The following is a 16,667-nucleotide window of genomic DNA, read 5'->3' on the forward strand; positions in this document are numbered from 1 at the left end:
TGACAATCATTCAACAAAGTTGTTACAAACATCATCAGGAAAAGCATATAATGCGTAAAAGTTATGGGGTCACTATTTCACCTAAGATTAACTTATGTAACAGTGTGGAAGTATTGACCAATCCATCCAGGACAGTTATTAGTGATAGACAGGTTTAATAATTCGGATTGCTAAGTGCTTGATTCGCCGTTTATTCGTCATCAATGAATACTTTACCTGCAAGCGCCCAGAGCTCTGTACCCAGGTTTTCCCCTCTTTCGCAGAGCGGCGAGCCAAATAACAATCGGGTAAAGCCAGGTTGATGTGCGAAGGCAAATTTAAGTTCCGGCAGTCTTACGCAATAAGGCGCTAAGGAGACCTTAAATGGCTGATACAAAAGCAAAACTCACCCTCAACGGGGATACAGCTGTTGAACTGGATGTGCTGAAAGGCACACTGGGTCAAGATGTTATTGATATCCGTACTCTCGGCTCAAAAGGTGTATTCACCTTTGACCCAGGCTTCACTTCAACCGCATCCTGCGAATCTAAAATTACTTTTATTGATGGTGATGAAGGTATTTTGTTGCACCGCGGTTTCCCGATCGATCAACTGGCGACCGATTCTAACTACCTGGAAGTCTGTTACATTCTGCTGAATGGTGAAAAACCGACCCAGAAACAGTATGACGAATTTAAAACTACGGTTACCCGCCATACCATGATCCACGAACAGATTACTCGTCTGTTCCACGCCTTCCGCCGCGACTCTCATCCGATGGCGGTCATGTGCGGTATTACCGGCGCACTGGCGGCGTTTTATCACGACTCACTGGATGTTAACAATCCGCGTCATCGTGAAATCGCGGCGTTCCGTCTGCTGTCGAAAATGCCGACCATGGCAGCAATGTGCTACAAGTATTCCATTGGTCAGCCATTTGTTTACCCACGCAATGACCTCTCCTACGCCGGTAACTTCCTGCACATGATGTTCTCCACACCGTGCGAACCGTATGAAGTCAATCCGATTCTGGAACGCGCGATGGATCGTATTCTGATCCTGCACGCAGACCATGAACAGAACGCGTCGACCTCTACCGTGCGTACCGCTGGCTCTTCGGGTGCGAACCCGTTCGCCTGTATCGCAGCAGGTATCGCCTCTCTGTGGGGACCGGCTCACGGTGGTGCTAACGAAGCTGCGCTGAAAATGCTGGAAGAAATCAGCTCGGTGAAACACATTCCGGAATTTATGCGTCGTGCGAAAGATAAAAATGACTCTTTCCGCCTGATGGGCTTCGGTCACCGCGTGTATAAAAACTACGACCCACGCGCCACAGTAATGCGTGAAACCTGCCACGAAGTGCTGAAAGAGCTGGGCAGCAAAGATGAGCTGCTGGAAGTGGCTATGGAGCTGGAAAACATCGCGCTGAATGACCCGTACTTTATCGAGAAGAAACTGTACCCGAACGTAGATTTCTACTCCGGTATCATTCTGAAAGCGATGGGTATTCCGTCTTCTATGTTCACCGTGATCTTCGCCATGGCGCGTACTGTCGGCTGGATTGCTCACTGGAGCGAAATGCATAACGAAGGCATGAAAATCGCCCGTCCACGCCAACTGTATACTGGTTACGAAAAACGCGATTTTAAAAGCGATATCAAACGCTAGTCTTTGATTACTGCGCAGTAAATTCTTTTAACCCGTCCTCTATATGGCGGGTTAATTTTTATATGCCTAAACACAAAAAACTGTAAAAATTAAATCGAGTACAAATATCCATAAATAGGGTTAAAAAATGTGATAACTCATATTCTGAGCAGAATGATAAGTTTAACTTTATACTTCCCCGTCGGTAGCATCATTAACCCAATGAAAATTATGCATATCCAAATGCGCCCTACCTTCATCACATAAAACAATAAATTTACATAATCAATTAATGGTCCTATTACATAACAAGATTTTTAATATTGTTAAATAAAACAAAACATATTCAATTGCCAGCTCAGATATTCTTGTCACGCAATACTCTATCTCTTTATTTAAAGGACTCAGTTATGTTTAAAGGACAAAAAACATTAGCTGCACTGGCTGTATCTCTGTTGTTCACAGCACCTGTTCATGCTGCTGATGAAGGTTCCGGTGAAATTCACTTTAAAGGTGAAGTTATTGAAGCACCATGTGAAATCCATCAGGATGATATCGATAAAGAAGTTGAACTCGGCCAGGTGACCACCAGCCACATTAATCAGTCACATCACAGCGATGTCGTTGCTGTCGACCTACGCTTAGTCAATTGCGATCTGGAAAACTCTAATAACGGTTCCGGTGGCAAGATTTCTAAAGTCGCGGTCACCTTTGACAGCTCAGCGAAAACCACCGGTGCAGACCCGATACTCAACAATACCAGCACTGGAGAAGCCACCGGTGTCGGTGTGCGTTTAATGAATAAGGATCAAAGTAATATCATTTTAGGCACAGCTTCTCCGGACATCGACCTGGCACCGACGTCCAGCGAGCAAACGCTGAATTTCTTTGCCTGGATGGAACAAATTGATCAGGTTACACCAGTAACTCCAGGCGCAGTTACGGCTAACGCGACCTACGTGCTGGATTATAAATAAGTATTATTTTGGCGGCGTCATCGCCGCCTTTCTTCAAATATTTATCAGGTATGGACACCGTGAATATTTATCGACTCTCTTTTGTATCCTGTCTGGTCATGGCGATGCCTTCCGCAGTGGCGGTCGAATTCAACCTGAATGTCCTCGATAAATCAATGCGCGACCGCATTGATATTTCATTATTAAAGGAAAAAGGTGTCATTGTTCCCGGTGAATATTTTGTTAGCATTGTAGCAAATAATAACCAAATCAGTAATGGGCAAAAAATTAACTGGCAAAAAAATGGTGATAAAACCATTCCGTGCATCAATGAATTACTGGTCGATAAATTTGGCTTAAAACCTGAAGTCCGTCAGTCGTTACCACTGATAAATCAGTGCGTCGATTTTAGCTCCCGACCTGAAATGCTCTTCAATTTTGATCAGACCAATCAGCAACTGAATATCACTATTCCGCAAGCCTGGCTGGCGTGGCATTCAGAAAACTGGATGCCCCCCTCCACATGGAAAGAAGGTGTCGCCGGGATCCTGATGGATTACAACCTGTTTGCCAGCAGCTACCGCCCACAGGATGGCAGCAGCAGCACTAACCTGAACGCCTACGGAACAGTCGGAATTAACGCAGGGGCATGGCGCTTACGCAGTGATTACCAGTTGAATCAGACCGATAGCGATGATAACCATGAACAGTCAGGCGAAATATCACGCACTTATCTTTTTCGCCCATTACCGCAATTAGGTTCAAAATTAACCCTCGGTGAAACGGATTTCAGTTCCAATATTTTCGATGGCTTTTCTTATACCGGCGCGGCACTGGCGAGTGACGATCGGATGTTACCGTGGGAACTGCGCGGCTACGCCCCACAAATTAGCGGTATAGCACAAACCAATGCCACGGTGACTATCAGTCAATCAGGCCGCGTTATTTACCAGAAAAAAGTCCCGCCAGGCCCGTTTATCATTGATGACCTTAATCAGTCCGTCCAGGGTACGTTAGATGTTAAAGTGACAGAGGAAGATGGTCGTGTGAATAATTTCCAGGTGTCGGCAGCATCAACGCCCTTCCTGACGCGCCAGGGGCAGGCTCGCTATAAACTGGCCGCAGGCCAGCCACGACCCTCCATGTCACATCAAACTGAAAATGAAACCTTTTTTAGCAATGAAGTTTCCTGGGGTATGCTCTCAAACACCTCGCTGTACGGCGGCCTGCTGATTTCTGGTGATGACTACCATTCTGCCGCATTGGGTATCGGGCAAAATATGCTCTGGCTTGGCGCGCTATCGTTTGATGTCACCTGGGCCAGTAGCCATTTTGATAACCAGCAGGACGAGCGGGGCTTAAGCTATCGCTTTAATTACAGCAAACAAGTAGATGCCACAAACAGCACGATTTCGCTCGCCGCTTATCGCTTCTCAGATCGTCATTTTCACAGCTACGCCAACTATCTGGATCACAAATACAACGACAACGATGCACAAGATGAAAAACAGACAATCAGCTTATCCGTAGGCCAACCGATTATCCCGCTGAATCTCAACCTGTACGCCAACCTCTTACATCAGACCTGGTGGAACGCAGATGCCTCCACGACTGCCAACATCACGGCGGGCTTTAATGTTGATATTGGTGACTGGAAAGATATCTCAATCTCAACGTCGTTCAATACGACCCACTACGAAGACAAAGATCGCGACAACCAGATTTACTTGTCGATTTCATTACCCATTGGTAACGGTGGTCGAATCGGTTATGACATGCAAAACAGTAGCAGCAGCACCACACACCGCATGTCATTGAATGATACGCTGGATGAACGTAATAGCTGGGGCATGTCTGCAGGAATGCAATCCGATCGCCCGGATGATGGCGCACAGTTGAGCGGCAACTATCAACATCTGAGTTCGGCGGGCGAATGGGATCTTTCTGGCACCTATGCCGCCAATGATTACAGCTCTGTCAGCACTAGCTGGAGCGGTTCTTTCACCGCAACCCAATATGGTGCAGCGTTCCATCGCCGCAGCTCCACCAATGAACCACGGTTGATGATCAGCACCGATGGTGTGGCAGATATCCCGGTTCAGGGCCAACTCGATTATACCAATCATTTTGGTATCGCCGTGATACCGCTAATTTCCAGTTACCAGCCGTCCACCGTGGCAGTCAACATGAATGATTTACCTGACGGCGTGACGGTAGCAGAAAATGTCATCAAAGAAACGTGGATTGAAGGCGCGATTGGTTACAAATCGCTGGCATCCCGTTCCGGTAAAGACGTTAACACCATCATTCGCACCGCCAACGGCCATTTCCCACCTCTCGGTGCCGATATCCGGCAGGATGACAGCGGTATCAGCGTGGGTATGGTTGGCGAAGAAGGTCATGCCTGGTTAAGCGGTGTTGCTGAAAATCAACAATTTACCGTGATCTGGGGTGACAAACAAAGTTGCATTATTCATCTACCAGAACGTCTGGAAGACACAACAAAACGCCTGATTTTACCTTGTCATTAATTAAGGAAAAGCGAATGACATTTATTAAAGGACTGCCACTGATTCTGTTAACCGTCAGCCTGGGTAGCTACGCTGCAGTGCAACCTGATCGCACACGCATTGTGTTTAACGCCAATGATAAAGCCACCAGCCTGCGAATAGAAAACCAGAGTGACAAACTGCCTTATCTTGCTTATTCCTGGATAGAAAATGAAAAAGGGGAGAAAAGCGACGATCTTCTGGTCGCCCTGCCACCGATTCAACGTCTGGAACCGAAAGCAACATCGCAAGTGCGGATTGTAAAACAAGCATCAACTCCAAAATTGCCCGGCGATCGCGAAACGCTGTTCTACTATAACATGCGCGAAATTCCTCCAGCCCCGGATAAAAGCAGCGATCATGCGGTACTTCAGATCGCTATCCAAAGTCGTATCAAATTGTTCTGGCGACCTGCAACGTTACGCAAGAAAACAGGTGAACATGTAGAGCTGCAGTTACAGGTTAGCCAACAGAGCAACCAACTGACACTGAAAAATCCTACCGCCTATTATCTGACTATCGCCTACCTGGGGCAAAATGAAAAAGGGGTACTCCCCGGTTTCAAAACCACTATGGTCGCACCTTTCGGCTCGGTAACCACTCATACGGGAAGCTATAACGGCAGTCAATTTTACCTCGGCTACATGGATGATTACGACGCATTGCGAATGACCACCCTGGACTGTAACGGGCCGTGCCGTTTACAGCCAGTGGAGGCGAAGAAATGAGTGCTGGCAAAGGATTATTACTTGTTATTTGTCTGCTATTTCTGCCGCTGAGGTCTGCGCTGGCGCTGGACTGTTATTTTGGTGCATCGGGTGGTCAGGTAGAAAAATCAGAAAATATTCAGCCGTTTGCTGTACCGGGTAATGCCAAACCCGGCGATAAAATCTGGGAGTCTGATGATATTAGAATTCCCGTCTATTGCGACAACAATACTAACGGCAACTTTGAGAGTGAGCATGTTTTTGCTTGGGTAAACCCGTACCCAGGCGTGCAGGATCCCTATTATCAATTAGGCGTAACCTATGAAGGTGTGGACTATGACGCCAGTCTGGGGCAAAGCCGCATCGACACGAATCAGTGTATCGATAGTAAGAAAATTGATATTTACACCCCGGAACAGATCATTGCGATGGGCTGGCAAAACAAACTTTGCTCCGGTGAGCCGACAAATATTCATAAATCACGGACTTTTATTGCACGTATGCGACTTTACGTCAAAGTCCGCACCATGCCGCCTCATGATTATCAAAGTACTCTCAGCGACTACATCGTGGTGCAATTTGATGGCGCGGGCAGTGTTAACGAAGATCCCACCGCCAGAAACCTGAAATATCATATTATCGGTCTGGAAAACATTCGCGTGCTGGATTGCAGCGTGAATTTTTCTATTACCCCAGCCAATCAGGTGATTGATTTCGGTAAATTTAATGTGCTGGATATCCGGCGGCATAACATGACAAAAACGTTCGGTATTAAAACGACCAAATCACAAAATGATCAATGCACCGACGGATTTAAGGTTAGCTCCTCGTTTTATACAGAAGAAACGTTAGTTGAAGACGATAAAGCATTACTCATTGGCAACGGACTTAAGCTGCGGTTACTGGATGAAAACGACTCGCCCTACACCTTCAACAAATACAGCGAGTATGCCGATTTCACCAGCGACATGTTGATCTACGAAAAAAACTATACGGCTGAACTTTCGTCCACGCCAGGCACTCCCATCGAGGCTGGGCTATTCGACACGGTGGTGCTTTTTAAAATTAACTACAACTGATGAGACTAATGCCCTTTGCCAGTACAGGGCATCTTATTCAGATAATTGCTGATTTTCCCCTTTTCCTTGATTGCCGTTATTTTTTCCAGGTCCGGCTTTCTTTATGCTGTATCGATACACCAAAGATAAAATAACGAGGATACGAAGGATGCCAGTCTTGCAGTGGGGAATGTTATGTGTGTTGTCACTTCTCCTTTCTATTGGCTTCCTCGCGGTACATCTCCCGGCGGCGCTATTGCTCGGACCGATGCTCGCCGGGATCATCTTCAGTATGCGCGGAGTGACCCTGCAACTCCCCCGCTCCGCTTTTCTCGCCGCGCAAGCCATTCTTGGCTGCATGATTGCGCAAAACCTCACCGGTTCTATTCTCACCACTCTGGCCGTTAACTGGCCGATTGTGTTAACTATTTTGCTGGTAACGTTGCTTTCCAGCGCCATCGTGGGCTGGTTATTGGTGCGCTATAGCTCACTGCCCGGAAATACCGGTGCCTGGGGTTCTTCCCCTGGCGGTGCGGCGGCAATGGTTGCTATGGCACAAGATTACGGCGCAGATATTCGCCTGGTGGCGTTTATGCAGTATCTGCGAGTTCTGTTTGTCGCGGGCGCGGCGGTTCTGGTAGCGCGAATGATGCTGGGCGATAACGCTGAAGCGATGAATCAGCAAATAGTCTGGTTCCCGCCCGTCAGCATAAATCTCCTGTTTACCGTCTTGCTCGCGGTCATTGCTGGCACGGCGGGATGCCTGTTGCGTCTTCCTTCCGGCACGATGCTCATCCCGATGCTGGCGGGTGCGGTGCTCCAGTCTGGCGAGTTCATCACGATTGAGTTACCGGAATGGCTGCTGGCGATAGCATATATGGCGATTGGCTGGCGGATTGGGCTGGGTTTCGATAAGCAAATCTTACTGCGGGCATTACGCCCACTGCCGCAAATCCTGTTGTCGATTTTTGCACTGCTGGCTATTTGTGCCGGTATGGCGTGGGGGCTGACCTGGTTTATGCATATTGATTTTATGACCGCCTACCTCGCCACCAGCCCTGGCGGGCTTGATACGGTAGCGGTCATCGCCGCAGGGAGCAATGCCGATATGGCACTCATCATGGCGATGCAAACCCTGCGCCTGTTCAGTATTTTGCTGACGGGGCCAGCCATTGCGCGGTTTATTTCAACCTATGCGCCGAAACGTTCTGCCTAGTGCTGGCAGCCAGGGCACCAGTAAAACGGGCGCGAAGATAGCGTGGTTTTCTCAATGATGCTGCCACACCGTTCGCACTTCTCACCATCACGATGAAAAACCTTAAAGCTGAACAGCGCCCCGTGATGTTTATTCTCATCAACCTGACCACGCGTTTTGTACGAGAGGCGCGGGATATCCAGTAGCGCGTGCGACAGCGCATCCAGTTGTGTCGCGTTAAGTTCTTTCGCTTTATGATTTCCGGTCAACCCAACCTGCCAAAGGATCTCCACCCGCAGATAGTTGCCCAGCCCCGCCAGAAACGCCTGATCGAGCAGTAATCCGGCAAACTGACGGTTACGAAAGCGCAGCGACAATAACCGTTCTTTCACCCCTTCCGGCGTCAGATTCGGGTCGAGCACATCGGGGCCGACCCGTTGTAAGAACGGATGCGTAGTCAATTGTCCCGGCGTCAACATCTCAATATCCGAGGCGCTATAAAGCAGAATGGTTTTGTCGGCCGTTTGCAGTTTTACCCGCAACACCCGCGTGGTCTGCGGCTCTTCGCCGGTATCAACCACTCGCCAGACACCGTAGAGTTGGTTATGGCTATAAAGCGTTAACCCGCCGGAAAAATGGGTCAGCAACGCTTTTCCGCGCGTTTCCACATGGGTGACGTGTTGACCAATAAGTTGTGATTGATAAGTTTTTAACTGCGGGAAGGCAAACCAGACATCGGTCAGTGGTTTGCCTTTGATCGCCGCCTCCAGGTTATCCGCTGCACGGCGGATCTCCGGGCCTTCAGGCATGGTGATTTCCTTTTTTCGTTCTTTATTCAACGGGATTATGCTGCAACCATAATCCCTTTTTCGGCAAATGCAGATCGTAGTCGGCGGGCGAATGCCAGTGCATGCTCACCGTCGCCATGCAAACAGACTGTCTGTACTGTTACCGTCGCCCATTCGCCAGTGATACTCTTCACTCTGCCGTGTTGCACCATCTCCAGCGTTTGCCCCAACGCCTGTTCTTCATCTTCAATCAACGCGCCTGGCTGGCTTCGCGACACCAGCGAGCCGTCAGCCTGATATCCACGATCGGCAAACACTTCCTCACGCGTTGTCAGGCCATATCGCTTGCCTGCACGAATCAGTTCGCTTCCTGCCAGTCCAACGAGAATCAATGCCGGATCGCAAGCGTAAACCGCTCTGGCGATGGCGTCTGCCAGTTGTGCGTCTCTCGCCGCCTGGTTGTACAGCATGCCATGGGGTTTGACGTGACGCATCACACCACCTTCACCACGGGCAATCGCCGCCAGCGCGCCAATCTGATACAACGTCTGGGCGTAAACCGTTTCCGGCGGCAGTTGCATGGCGCTGCGTCCAAAGTTTTCCCTGTCGGGGAAACTCGGGTGCGCGCCAATCGCTACACTATTTTTTATTGCTTCACGCACGCAAGCCTGCATAGTTTGCGCGTCGCCTGCATGAAATCCACAGGCAATATTGACTGAGGAAACCAGCGTTAATAGCTCAGCGTCACTGGCGCAGCCTTCACCCAGATCGGCGTTCAGGTCAATTTTCATTGTGCAGCCGCCACGCTAATTGTTCGAAATAACGTTGCTGATCCTGCCGCGCTTTTAGTGCCTCTTCCAGTGAACACTGGACAAAATGAATCGGCTGTCCGAGTGGAATTTGCGCCAGATGGTACATATCGGCCTCAATGATACAGGCAATGCGCGGATAACCGCCGGTCGTCTGTGCATCATTCATCAACACAATCGGCTGACCGTTATGCGGCACCTGCACCACGCCCGGCAGCAAGCCGTGAGATAACAACTCGCGGGATGTATTACGCTTTAAGATTTGCCCCTGTAAGCGATAGCCCATCCGGTTACTTTGCGGGCTAAGCTGCCAGGGCGAACGCCAGAATGCATCCTGCGAGGCGCGATCGAACTCATGGTATTCCGGCCCCGGTAAGGCGCGAATCCGGTTACCCCACAGCAACTGTTTAACGCCTTGCGCTTCCATAAAATCACGCTTCGCTTTGCCGATGGGGAGTCGGTCTCCATCCTTCAGTAAGCGCCCTTCCAGCCCGCCAATCCCTACTTTGAGATCGGTACTGCATGATCCCATCACTGGCGGAACATCAATACCGCCCGCCACGGCCAGATAGCTGCGTACACCATGTTGTGGGCGTTTAAGCGTTAAACGCTGACCTGCTTTCATCGGCAAACGCCAGCCCGTCCAGACGGCGTTATCATCCAACCGAGCTTCGCAACCCGCGCCTGTCAGGGCAAACCAGCCGTCGCGTTCAAATTCAACCGTTAACTGACCGAGCGTGATTTCCAGTGCCGGAGCGTTAGCATCATTACCCACCAGCAGGTTAGCAATGCGCAGCGCAGGCAAATCCAGCGCTCCACAGTGGCTGATACCCGACTGGCGAAAGCCGTGACGACCGCCATCCTGAACAGTGGTGTACATCCCCGCGCGAATAATCTTCAGCATACTCCCTCCTTCTGCGGCACAAAGCGCACGCTGTCTCCAGGACGTAATAAGATAGGCTCGTCACGGGTCGGGTCAAACAAACTGAGCGAGGTATGACCAATCAACTGCCAACCGCCCGGCGTTGCCACCGGATAAACACCCGTTTGCGATCCACCGATCCCGACAGACCCCGCCGGAACAAGCAAGCGCGGTTCTGCGCGTCGTGGCGTGTTTAGTTGTTCCGGTAAACTCCCGAGATACGGGAAGCCCGGTTGAAAACCTAAAAACCAGACCACGTATTCCACGGAGGAGTGCAATTCAACAACCTGTTTTTCGCTCAACCCACAATGCGCCGCAACCACCGACAAATCCGGCCCGCCTGCGCCACCATAAACCACCGGGATTTCGATAAAGCGTGACTCTGGCTCCAGTGCCTCACTCTCCTCCCACCAGCGTTGCAAACGCTCTATAGCATCCAGCGCCAGCGACTCCGGATTACGTAAAATCACCGTGATATTGTTCATGCCGGGAATGGCTTCAACCACATTCGGCATATCCACCAGACGCTGGGCCAGTCGCCAGATACGTTTCTGGCTTGCCAACGTCACTGGCGGCTCCAGCTCCAGCACTACCGCCGTTTCGCCTAACAGATAACAACGCGCTCGTTGCACTTTCGATCCCTCTGATTATTCGTTATGCAGGATTAGGAATATCAATAAAGGTCACATCAAGATCGGTATTTTCATTCAACCACTCGCTTAACGCGCGAATACCACCGCGTTCAGTAGCATGGTGCCCCGCAGCATAAAAATGCAATCCCTGCTCGCGGGCAGAATGAATGGTTTGTTCAGAAACTTCGCCAGTAATAAAAGCATCCACGCCAAAACGCGCGGCGCTATCGATAAAACTTTGCCCGCCCCCCGTGCACCAGGCGACGCGCTGTACCACCTCCGGGCCGTTGTCGCCACACCACAACGGCTTGCGTCCCAGACGCGCTTCAATCCACGAGGCAAGTTCCAGCCCCGGCACCGGCATCGTCAGTTCACCCCACGGCACAAGTGGTTCGATCTCACCCATTACCGTAATCCCCAACAATGCCGCTAACTGCGCGTTATTGCCCAGTTCCGGATGCGCATCCAACGGCAGATGCCAGCCATACAGGTTGATGTCATTCGCCAGCAAGGTTTTCAAACGGTTACGCTTCATGCCGCGAATCACCGGCGATTCGCCTTTCCAGAAGTAGCCGTGATGCACGATCACCGCATCAGCCTCAAGACGCACAGCTTCATCGAGCAGCGCCTGGCTGGCGGTGACGCCGGTAACAATTTTTTGCACCGTCTCCTGGCCTTCCACTTGCAAGCCATTCGGCGCGTAATCACTTATCGCCGCGCTGTTCAGTTTCTCGTTAATCAGTTGTTCCAGTTCGGTGTTTTTCATCTTCGCGCCTTCTGTATTCTGATAGCTCCACCGTTAACATAGCGTTACCTCGCCTGTTCGTCGATAGCCAATCTTTTGACATATTAAGAAACAAACACACCGCCAAAAGACGCAAATTGTTTATCTCGCCACGCCATAGTTCATGTATATTTATGCAAACAGACAGCATATTGCATAAATAATCAGATCTGTTTCAAGGTTTTAACTTTAAAGAAACACACGCACGCCACGCAACTATTACGTGGTGTCGCATCCAACCGCGGAATTATTATGAATAAACACGCATCACAGCCGCGCGCTATCTACTACGTTGTCGCGCTACAAATCTGGGAATATTTTAGCTTCTACGGCATGCGTGCCCTGCTGATTCTCTATCTCACCAACCAACTGAAATACAACGATACTCACGCTTACGCGTTATTCAGCGCCTACTGTTCGCTGGTGTATGTCACGCCGATCCTTGGCGGTTTCCTCGCGGATAAGGTTCTCGGCAACCGCATGGCAGTGATGTTGGGGGCGTTGTTGATGGCGATCGGGCATCTGGTGCTGGGTGCCAGCGAAATCCACCCGACATTCCTTTATCTCTCGCTGGCGATTATCGTCTGCGGCTATGGTCTGTTTAAATCTAACGTCAGTTGCCTGCTAGGTGAACTCTACGAGCCAACCGATCCACGTCGTGATGGCGGTTTCTCGCTGATGTATGCGGCGGGTAACGTGGGTTCTATTATCGCACCTATCGCCTGCGGTTATGCCCAGCAAGAGTACAGTTGGGCAATGGGCTTTGGCCTGGCTGCGGTTGGGATGATCGCCGGGCTGGTTATCTTCTTATGTGGCAATCGTCATTTCGCTCATACCCGCGGCGTTAACAAAGAGGTACTGTGTGCGAAAAACGTTCTCCTGCCAAACTGGGGATGGCTGCTGGTTCTGCTGGTCGCAACGCCTGCACTGATTACCGTATTGTTCTGGAAAGAGTGGTCGGTTTACGCCTTAATTGTCGCCACTATCATTGGTCTTGGCGTGCTGGCAAAAATTTATCGCAAAGCAGAAAACCAGAAACAGCGTAAAGAGCTGGGGCTGATTGTCACTCTTACCTTCTTCAGCATGTTGTTCTGGGCCTTTGCACAGCAGGGCGGCAGTTCAATCAGCCTTTATATCGACCGTTTCGTTAACCGCGATATTTTTGGTTACACCGTTCCGACCGCCATGTTCCAGTCGATTAATGCCTTTGCCGTGATGCTGTGCGGTGTGTTCCTGGCGTGGGTCGTAAAAGAGAGTGTCGCGGGTAATCGTACCGTGCGCATCTGGGGGAAATTTGCACTTGGCCTCGGCCTGATGAGTGCCGGATTCTGCATTCTGGCCTTAAGTGCCCGCTGGTCTGCAATGTATGGTCACTCTTCTCTGCCACTGATGGTGCTGGGGCTGGCGGTGATGGGCTTTGCCGAACTGTTTATCGACCCGGTTGCCATGTCGCAAATTACACGCATTGAAATCCCCGGCGTGACCGGTGTATTAACCGGCATTTATATGCTGCTTTCTGGTGCGATTGCCAACTATCTGGCGGGGGTCATTGCCGATCAGACATCGCAAGCTTCGTTTGATGCTTCCGGGGCGATCAACTACTCCATCAATGCATATATTGAAGTGTTCGATCAAATCACCTGGGGTGCGCTGGCTTGTGTGGGGCTGGTACTGATGATTTGGCTGTACCAGGCGCTTAAGTTCAGAAACCGTGCGCTGGCGCTGGAGTCTTAATAAGTCAACACCGGTGCCTGATGCGACGCTGACGCGTCTTATCAGGCCTGGAGTCCCCTGCAATATATTGATTTTGCACTATTTAGTAGGCCGGATAAGGCGTTCACGCCGCATCCGGCATCCGGCATCCGGCATCCGGCATCCGGCATCCGGCATCCGGCATCCGGCATCCGGCATCCGGCATCCGGCATCCGGGCACGATTGCCTGACGCGTCAGTTATTTCCACTTCCTCGCAGCCTCATACGCTGCCAACGTTCGTACTCTCGCTTCTTTGTGATCAACAATCGGTTGCGGATAATCCAGCCTCACGCCTGCTTTCTCCGCCCATTTCCACGGCTCATGCACCAATTTCCCCGGCACATCGCGCAGTTCCGGTAACCACTGGCGGATAAACTCACCTTCGCGGTCAAATTTCTCGCCCTGAGTTGTCGGGTTAAAGATACGGAAATACGGCGCGGCATCAGTTCCGGTAGAAGCCGCCCATTGCCAGCCGCCGTTATTGGCAGCCAAATCACCATCAATCAGTTGCGACATAAAATATCGCTCGCCTTCGCGCCAGTCGATCAACAAATCTTTCACCAGAAAACTGGCAGTAATCATCCGCAGACGGTTATGCATCCAGCCAGTGCCATTAAGCTGGCGCATGGCAGCATCAACAATCGGATAGCCGGTCTTGCCTTCCTGCCAGGCCTTTAAATGCGCGGGGTTACTCTGCCACTGGACGCGATCGGTCCAGGCAATAAACGGGCGATGTTTACACAGCGAGGGGTGATACGTCATCAGATGGCGGTAGAACTCGCGCCAGATCAGCTCATTAAGCCAGATGCTACCCGCCCCGCCCTCCAGTGCCTGCGGTTGCTCTGCCAGCAGGCGATGCAAACACTGACGAGGCGATAATCCTCCCGTGGCCAGGCTGGCGGACAAACGGCTGGTGCCTTCCACTGCCGGAAAATTTCTTTGTTGCTCATACTCTCCGGCACCGCTCTGGCAAAACTGGCGTAATTGTGCAATCGCCGTTTTTTCTTCCACCGGAAAATGCGCTGTGTCGAAAGACTGACGGGGATAATTCAACGTAATGGATGACGGGGGCGCTATCGATCCGCTACTACGAACTTTTGGTGCAGCGACGCACTCCGGTATCCCTTCCCGCAGCCGTTTCAGCCAGGCATTTTTAAACGGAGTAAAAACTTTGTACATCTCATGATTGCCGGTCATCACCGCGCCCGGTGGCAGGATCACGCTGCCGTCAAATCCTTCACACACCACGTTATGCAACGTTTTCTCAACCAGGGCATCCCGCGCTCGCTCGTTCACCTCGTACTGATAGTTATAAAACAGATGGGTTACGCGGTTCTCCTCACACACCTGTTTAACCATTTCAACGCTGGCGGCAAAATCATCCACTTCATGAAACAACAAGGGAATGCCTTTTTCCGCCAGCATGATTTGCAGTGTATTAAGTTGAGCATTGATAAATTCAGCCTGACGCGGCGACATATTATGCGTCGCCCACTGACGAGGTGTAGCAATATACAGCGCCAGCACGCGTGCAGACGGATTGCGACAGGCGGCCGCCAGCGCCAGATTATCGTGCAGACGTAAATCCTGGCGGAACCAGACCAGATGGGTGGTCATAAAACTCCTGCATAGCGCAAGTTAAAAATACGCGGCCAAAGTTCGAAATAACGCTGCCCTGAAAGCCAGGCGTTAGGATAAAGCGCCATATAGTGTTTGATACGCATCAGCGGCGCAAGAAGAGGCTGCTCGCCACGGCGATAACTGTCGATAAGCGCAGCCAGTTGCTGGCGTTCTGTAGAATCAAGGTACGGGCGAAAATAACCCTGAACGTGCATCAAAACGTTGGTGTGATCGCGCGGGTTGGCGGGGTGAGAAAGCAAAACAATTACGCGTTGGCGATATTCGTTGTAATAGTCATCCAGATTTTGCCACCGGTGAATATCAGCCACAAACGGGCCAAGTTTGCGGTACTCAGGCTGGGAATGAGCCAGAAAGACGAGTTTATAGCGGCTGTGATAATCGAGAAGCGCCCCGCGCGTTAAGCCTCGCTCTTTGAGATTGTGTAACGCATGCAAAGCAAAAATGCGGATAAGGGGGCTGTCATCTAATAGTTGGTGATCCATTACTGCTCCTGAACGGTTTACAGGAGTAAGTGTAGACGATGGGAAATGAGATTTGTGGAGTTAATCCTGTTGTAGGAATGTGTGATGGGGCGTTTAGTGTGCTAAACGAGAATTAAATAATAAAAAGCCGGGAAGATTTAATTTTCCTCCCAGCTTTTTTAAAGTTTATTTATAGCTTGGTTAATTTCAAATAATAATGAGACAATATCTTTCGCAGAGCCATTATAAATGGGAATATCCCAATCAAAATCTTTTATTAAACAAATATAAAACTTCCCATTTATATCAAAAGATGGTCGCCACCCAACATCCAAAAGATACCCACCTGGATATTCAACCTGGAGCATATCTTCCTTAAGTTCATCTCGCTGTTCATTAAGAGGGATACTTTGCTTCAGGGAAACGTCATTAAAAACAACATTCCCTTTTTTTCCTAAGAAATCAATGTTCATGGTGTTGTTAGCCTTCGGAATTCATCGAGTGATATGGGATGCCCATGTATTTTCCCATCGCTAAGTTCAACTCGAACCCATTGAGATTCTTTACCCTCACTGGCCCCAATAACCAGGGCAAGATTACGAAAGCCCGCTCCCCGCAAGGACTGACGCCAGGTAGTTTCTGTCCATAGCTGCTTTTCGCATCTTACGTCTTAACCCTGCCTTGAATACCTTATCATTCGTCAAAATATTAATAGCGATGTGCCGTATCCCTGAAAATAATTCTGCTGCATTTCCTCTTCTTATTTTGCAGTCGTCTTCATTCATT

16 protein-coding genes and 1 pseudogene are annotated in these 16,667 nt (G+C 50.1%); 8 read left to right on the forward strand and 9 right to left on the reverse strand.

Annotated elements, in window-relative coordinates; genetic code table 11:
• Positions 1-50: 50 nt before the first annotated feature.
• The 7 genes from C0K55_RS25890 (at position 51) to C0K55_RS07290 (ending at position 8,112) form a co-directional block, all read left to right on the forward strand.
• Positions 51-158, forward strand: coding sequence for a hypothetical protein (locus C0K55_RS25890; RefSeq protein WP_122983127.1), 108 nt, complete (start codon positions 51-53; stop codon positions 156-158).
• Between the two features lie 205 nt (positions 159-363).
• Positions 364-1,647 carry a citrate synthase gene (gltA, locus tag C0K55_RS07265; protein ID WP_000785838.1) on the forward strand — a complete coding sequence of 428 codons (1,284 nt, stop codon included), beginning with the start codon at positions 364-366 and terminating at the stop codon, positions 1,645-1,647.
• 389 nt (positions 1,648-2,036) lie between these two features.
• Positions 2,037-2,603 carry a fimbrial protein gene (locus C0K55_RS07270; protein WP_000472404.1) on the forward strand — a complete coding sequence of 189 codons (567 nt, stop codon included), beginning with the start codon at positions 2,037-2,039 and terminating at the stop codon, positions 2,601-2,603.
• 50 nt (positions 2,604-2,653) lie between these two features.
• Positions 2,654-5,113: a fimbria/pilus outer membrane usher protein gene (locus tag C0K55_RS07275; protein ID WP_172955682.1), complete on the forward strand. Its 2,460-nt coding sequence runs from the start codon at positions 2,654-2,656 to the stop codon at positions 5,111-5,113.
• A 14-nt stretch (positions 5,114-5,127) separates the two neighbouring features.
• Entirely contained in the window at positions 5,128-5,859 is a 732-nt protein-coding gene (locus C0K55_RS07280; RefSeq protein WP_105266782.1) for a fimbrial biogenesis chaperone, read from the forward strand.
• Positions 5,856-6,917 (forward strand): fimbrial protein, encoded by a 1,062-nt coding sequence (locus tag C0K55_RS07285; protein WP_105266783.1) that lies wholly within the window; start codon positions 5,856-5,858, stop codon positions 6,915-6,917. The genes C0K55_RS07280 and C0K55_RS07285 overlap by 4 nt, the downstream gene beginning before the upstream one ends.
• 148 nt (positions 6,918-7,065) lie before the next feature.
• Positions 7,066-8,112, forward strand: a complete 1,047-nt coding sequence (locus C0K55_RS07290) for an AbrB family transcriptional regulator (RefSeq protein ID WP_016248478.1) — start codon at positions 7,066-7,068, stop codon at positions 8,110-8,112.
• On the opposite strand, the gene nei is transcribed toward C0K55_RS07290, so the two are convergent.
• The 5 genes from nei to ybgI are packed head-to-tail and all read right to left on the reverse strand — an operon-like array spanning position 8,109 to position 12,008.
• Positions 8,109-8,900 carry an endonuclease VIII gene (nei, locus tag C0K55_RS07295; protein ID WP_016248477.1) on the reverse strand — a complete coding sequence of 264 codons (792 nt, stop codon included), beginning with the start codon at positions 8,898-8,900 and terminating at the stop codon, positions 8,109-8,111. The genes C0K55_RS07290 and nei overlap by 4 nt on opposite strands.
• Before the next feature lie 35 nt (positions 8,901-8,935).
• Positions 8,936-9,670 (reverse strand): 5-oxoprolinase subunit PxpA, encoded by a 735-nt coding sequence (pxpA, locus tag C0K55_RS07300; RefSeq protein WP_016242609.1) that lies wholly within the window; start codon positions 9,668-9,670, stop codon positions 8,936-8,938.
• Positions 9,660-10,592 carry a 5-oxoprolinase subunit PxpC gene (gene pxpC, locus C0K55_RS07305; protein WP_001515990.1) on the reverse strand — a complete coding sequence of 311 codons (933 nt, stop codon included), beginning with the start codon at positions 10,590-10,592 and terminating at the stop codon, positions 9,660-9,662. The genes pxpA and pxpC overlap by 11 nt, the downstream gene beginning before the upstream one ends.
• Positions 10,586-11,242, reverse strand: coding sequence for a 5-oxoprolinase subunit PxpB (gene pxpB / locus C0K55_RS07310; RefSeq protein ID WP_001188383.1), 657 nt, complete (start codon positions 11,240-11,242; stop codon positions 10,586-10,588). Before pxpB ends, pxpC begins: the two co-directional genes overlap by 7 nt.
• A gap of 22 nt (positions 11,243-11,264) precedes the next feature.
• Positions 11,265-12,008, reverse strand: coding sequence for a radiation resistance protein YbgI (gene ybgI / locus C0K55_RS07315; protein ID WP_000798885.1), 744 nt, complete (start codon positions 12,006-12,008; stop codon positions 11,265-11,267).
• Between the two features lie 270 nt (positions 12,009-12,278).
• Here ybgI and dtpD point away from each other — a divergent pair, with 270 nt between their 5' ends.
• Positions 12,279-13,760 (forward strand): dipeptide permease DtpD, encoded by a 1,482-nt coding sequence (gene dtpD, locus C0K55_RS07320; protein WP_001032669.1) that lies wholly within the window; start codon positions 12,279-12,281, stop codon positions 13,758-13,760.
• Between the two features lie 217 nt (positions 13,761-13,977).
• Here dtpD and phrB read toward each other — a convergent pair whose 3' ends face one another.
• The 4 genes and pseudogenes from phrB to C0K55_RS07340 all read right to left on the reverse strand — a co-directional run.
• Positions 13,978-15,396, reverse strand: coding sequence for a deoxyribodipyrimidine photo-lyase (phrB, locus tag C0K55_RS07325; RefSeq protein WP_105266784.1), 1,419 nt, complete (start codon positions 15,394-15,396; stop codon positions 13,978-13,980).
• Complete coding sequence (locus tag C0K55_RS07330; RefSeq protein WP_000350026.1) at positions 15,393-15,902, reverse strand: YbgA family protein; 510 nt, start codon at positions 15,900-15,902, stop codon at positions 15,393-15,395. Before C0K55_RS07330 ends, phrB begins: the two co-directional genes overlap by 4 nt.
• 158 nt (positions 15,903-16,060) lie before the next feature.
• Positions 16,061-16,354, reverse strand: coding sequence for a hypothetical protein (locus C0K55_RS07335; protein WP_105266785.1), 294 nt, complete (start codon positions 16,352-16,354; stop codon positions 16,061-16,063).
• A gap of 123 nt (positions 16,355-16,477) precedes the next feature.
• Positions 16,478-16,667, reverse strand: a pseudogene (locus C0K55_RS07340) (ISAs1 family transposase); the annotation flags it as partial.

Origin of the sequence: Escherichia sp. MOD1-EC6098, assembly GCF_002965865.1 — a bacterium.
GTDB classification, from domain to species: Bacteria; Pseudomonadota; Gammaproteobacteria; order Enterobacterales; family Enterobacteriaceae; genus Escherichia; species Escherichia marmotae.

Excerpts from the sequence above, each read along its gene's own strand:
- dtpD (WP_001032669.1), top strand. The coding sequence starts at position 12,279 with ATGAATAAACACGCATCACAGCCGCGCGCTATCTACTACGTTGTCGCG.
- nei (WP_016248477.1), bottom strand. The coding sequence starts at position 8,900 with ATGCCTGAAGGCCCGGAGATCCGCCGTGCAGCGGATAACCTGGAGGCG.
- C0K55_RS07275 (WP_172955682.1), top strand. The coding sequence starts at position 2,654 with ATGGACACCGTGAATATTTATCGACTCTCTTTTGTATCCTGTCTGGTC.
- C0K55_RS25890 (WP_122983127.1), top strand. The coding sequence starts at position 51 with ATGCGTAAAAGTTATGGGGTCACTATTTCACCTAAGATTAACTTATGT.
- C0K55_RS07335 (WP_105266785.1), bottom strand. The coding sequence starts at position 16,354 with ATGAACATTGATTTCTTAGGAAAAAAAGGGAATGTTGTTTTTAATGAC.
- ybgI (WP_000798885.1), bottom strand. The coding sequence starts at position 12,008 with ATGAAAAACACCGAACTGGAACAACTGATTAACGAGAAACTGAACAGC.
- C0K55_RS07290 (WP_016248478.1), top strand. The coding sequence starts at position 7,066 with ATGCCAGTCTTGCAGTGGGGAATGTTATGTGTGTTGTCACTTCTCCTT.
- C0K55_RS07280 (WP_105266782.1), top strand. The coding sequence starts at position 5,128 with ATGACATTTATTAAAGGACTGCCACTGATTCTGTTAACCGTCAGCCTG.
- phrB (WP_105266784.1), bottom strand. The coding sequence starts at position 15,396 with ATGACCACCCATCTGGTCTGGTTCCGCCAGGATTTACGTCTGCACGAT.
- pxpC (WP_001515990.1), bottom strand. The coding sequence starts at position 10,592 with ATGCTGAAGATTATTCGCGCGGGGATGTACACCACTGTTCAGGATGGC.
- gltA (WP_000785838.1), top strand. The coding sequence starts at position 364 with ATGGCTGATACAAAAGCAAAACTCACCCTCAACGGGGATACAGCTGTT.
- C0K55_RS07270 (WP_000472404.1), top strand. The coding sequence starts at position 2,037 with ATGTTTAAAGGACAAAAAACATTAGCTGCACTGGCTGTATCTCTGTTG.
- C0K55_RS07285 (WP_105266783.1), top strand. The coding sequence starts at position 5,856 with ATGAGTGCTGGCAAAGGATTATTACTTGTTATTTGTCTGCTATTTCTG.
- pxpA (WP_016242609.1), bottom strand. The coding sequence starts at position 9,670 with ATGAAAATTGACCTGAACGCCGATCTGGGTGAAGGCTGCGCCAGTGAC.
- C0K55_RS07330 (WP_000350026.1), bottom strand. The coding sequence starts at position 15,902 with ATGGATCACCAACTATTAGATGACAGCCCCCTTATCCGCATTTTTGCT.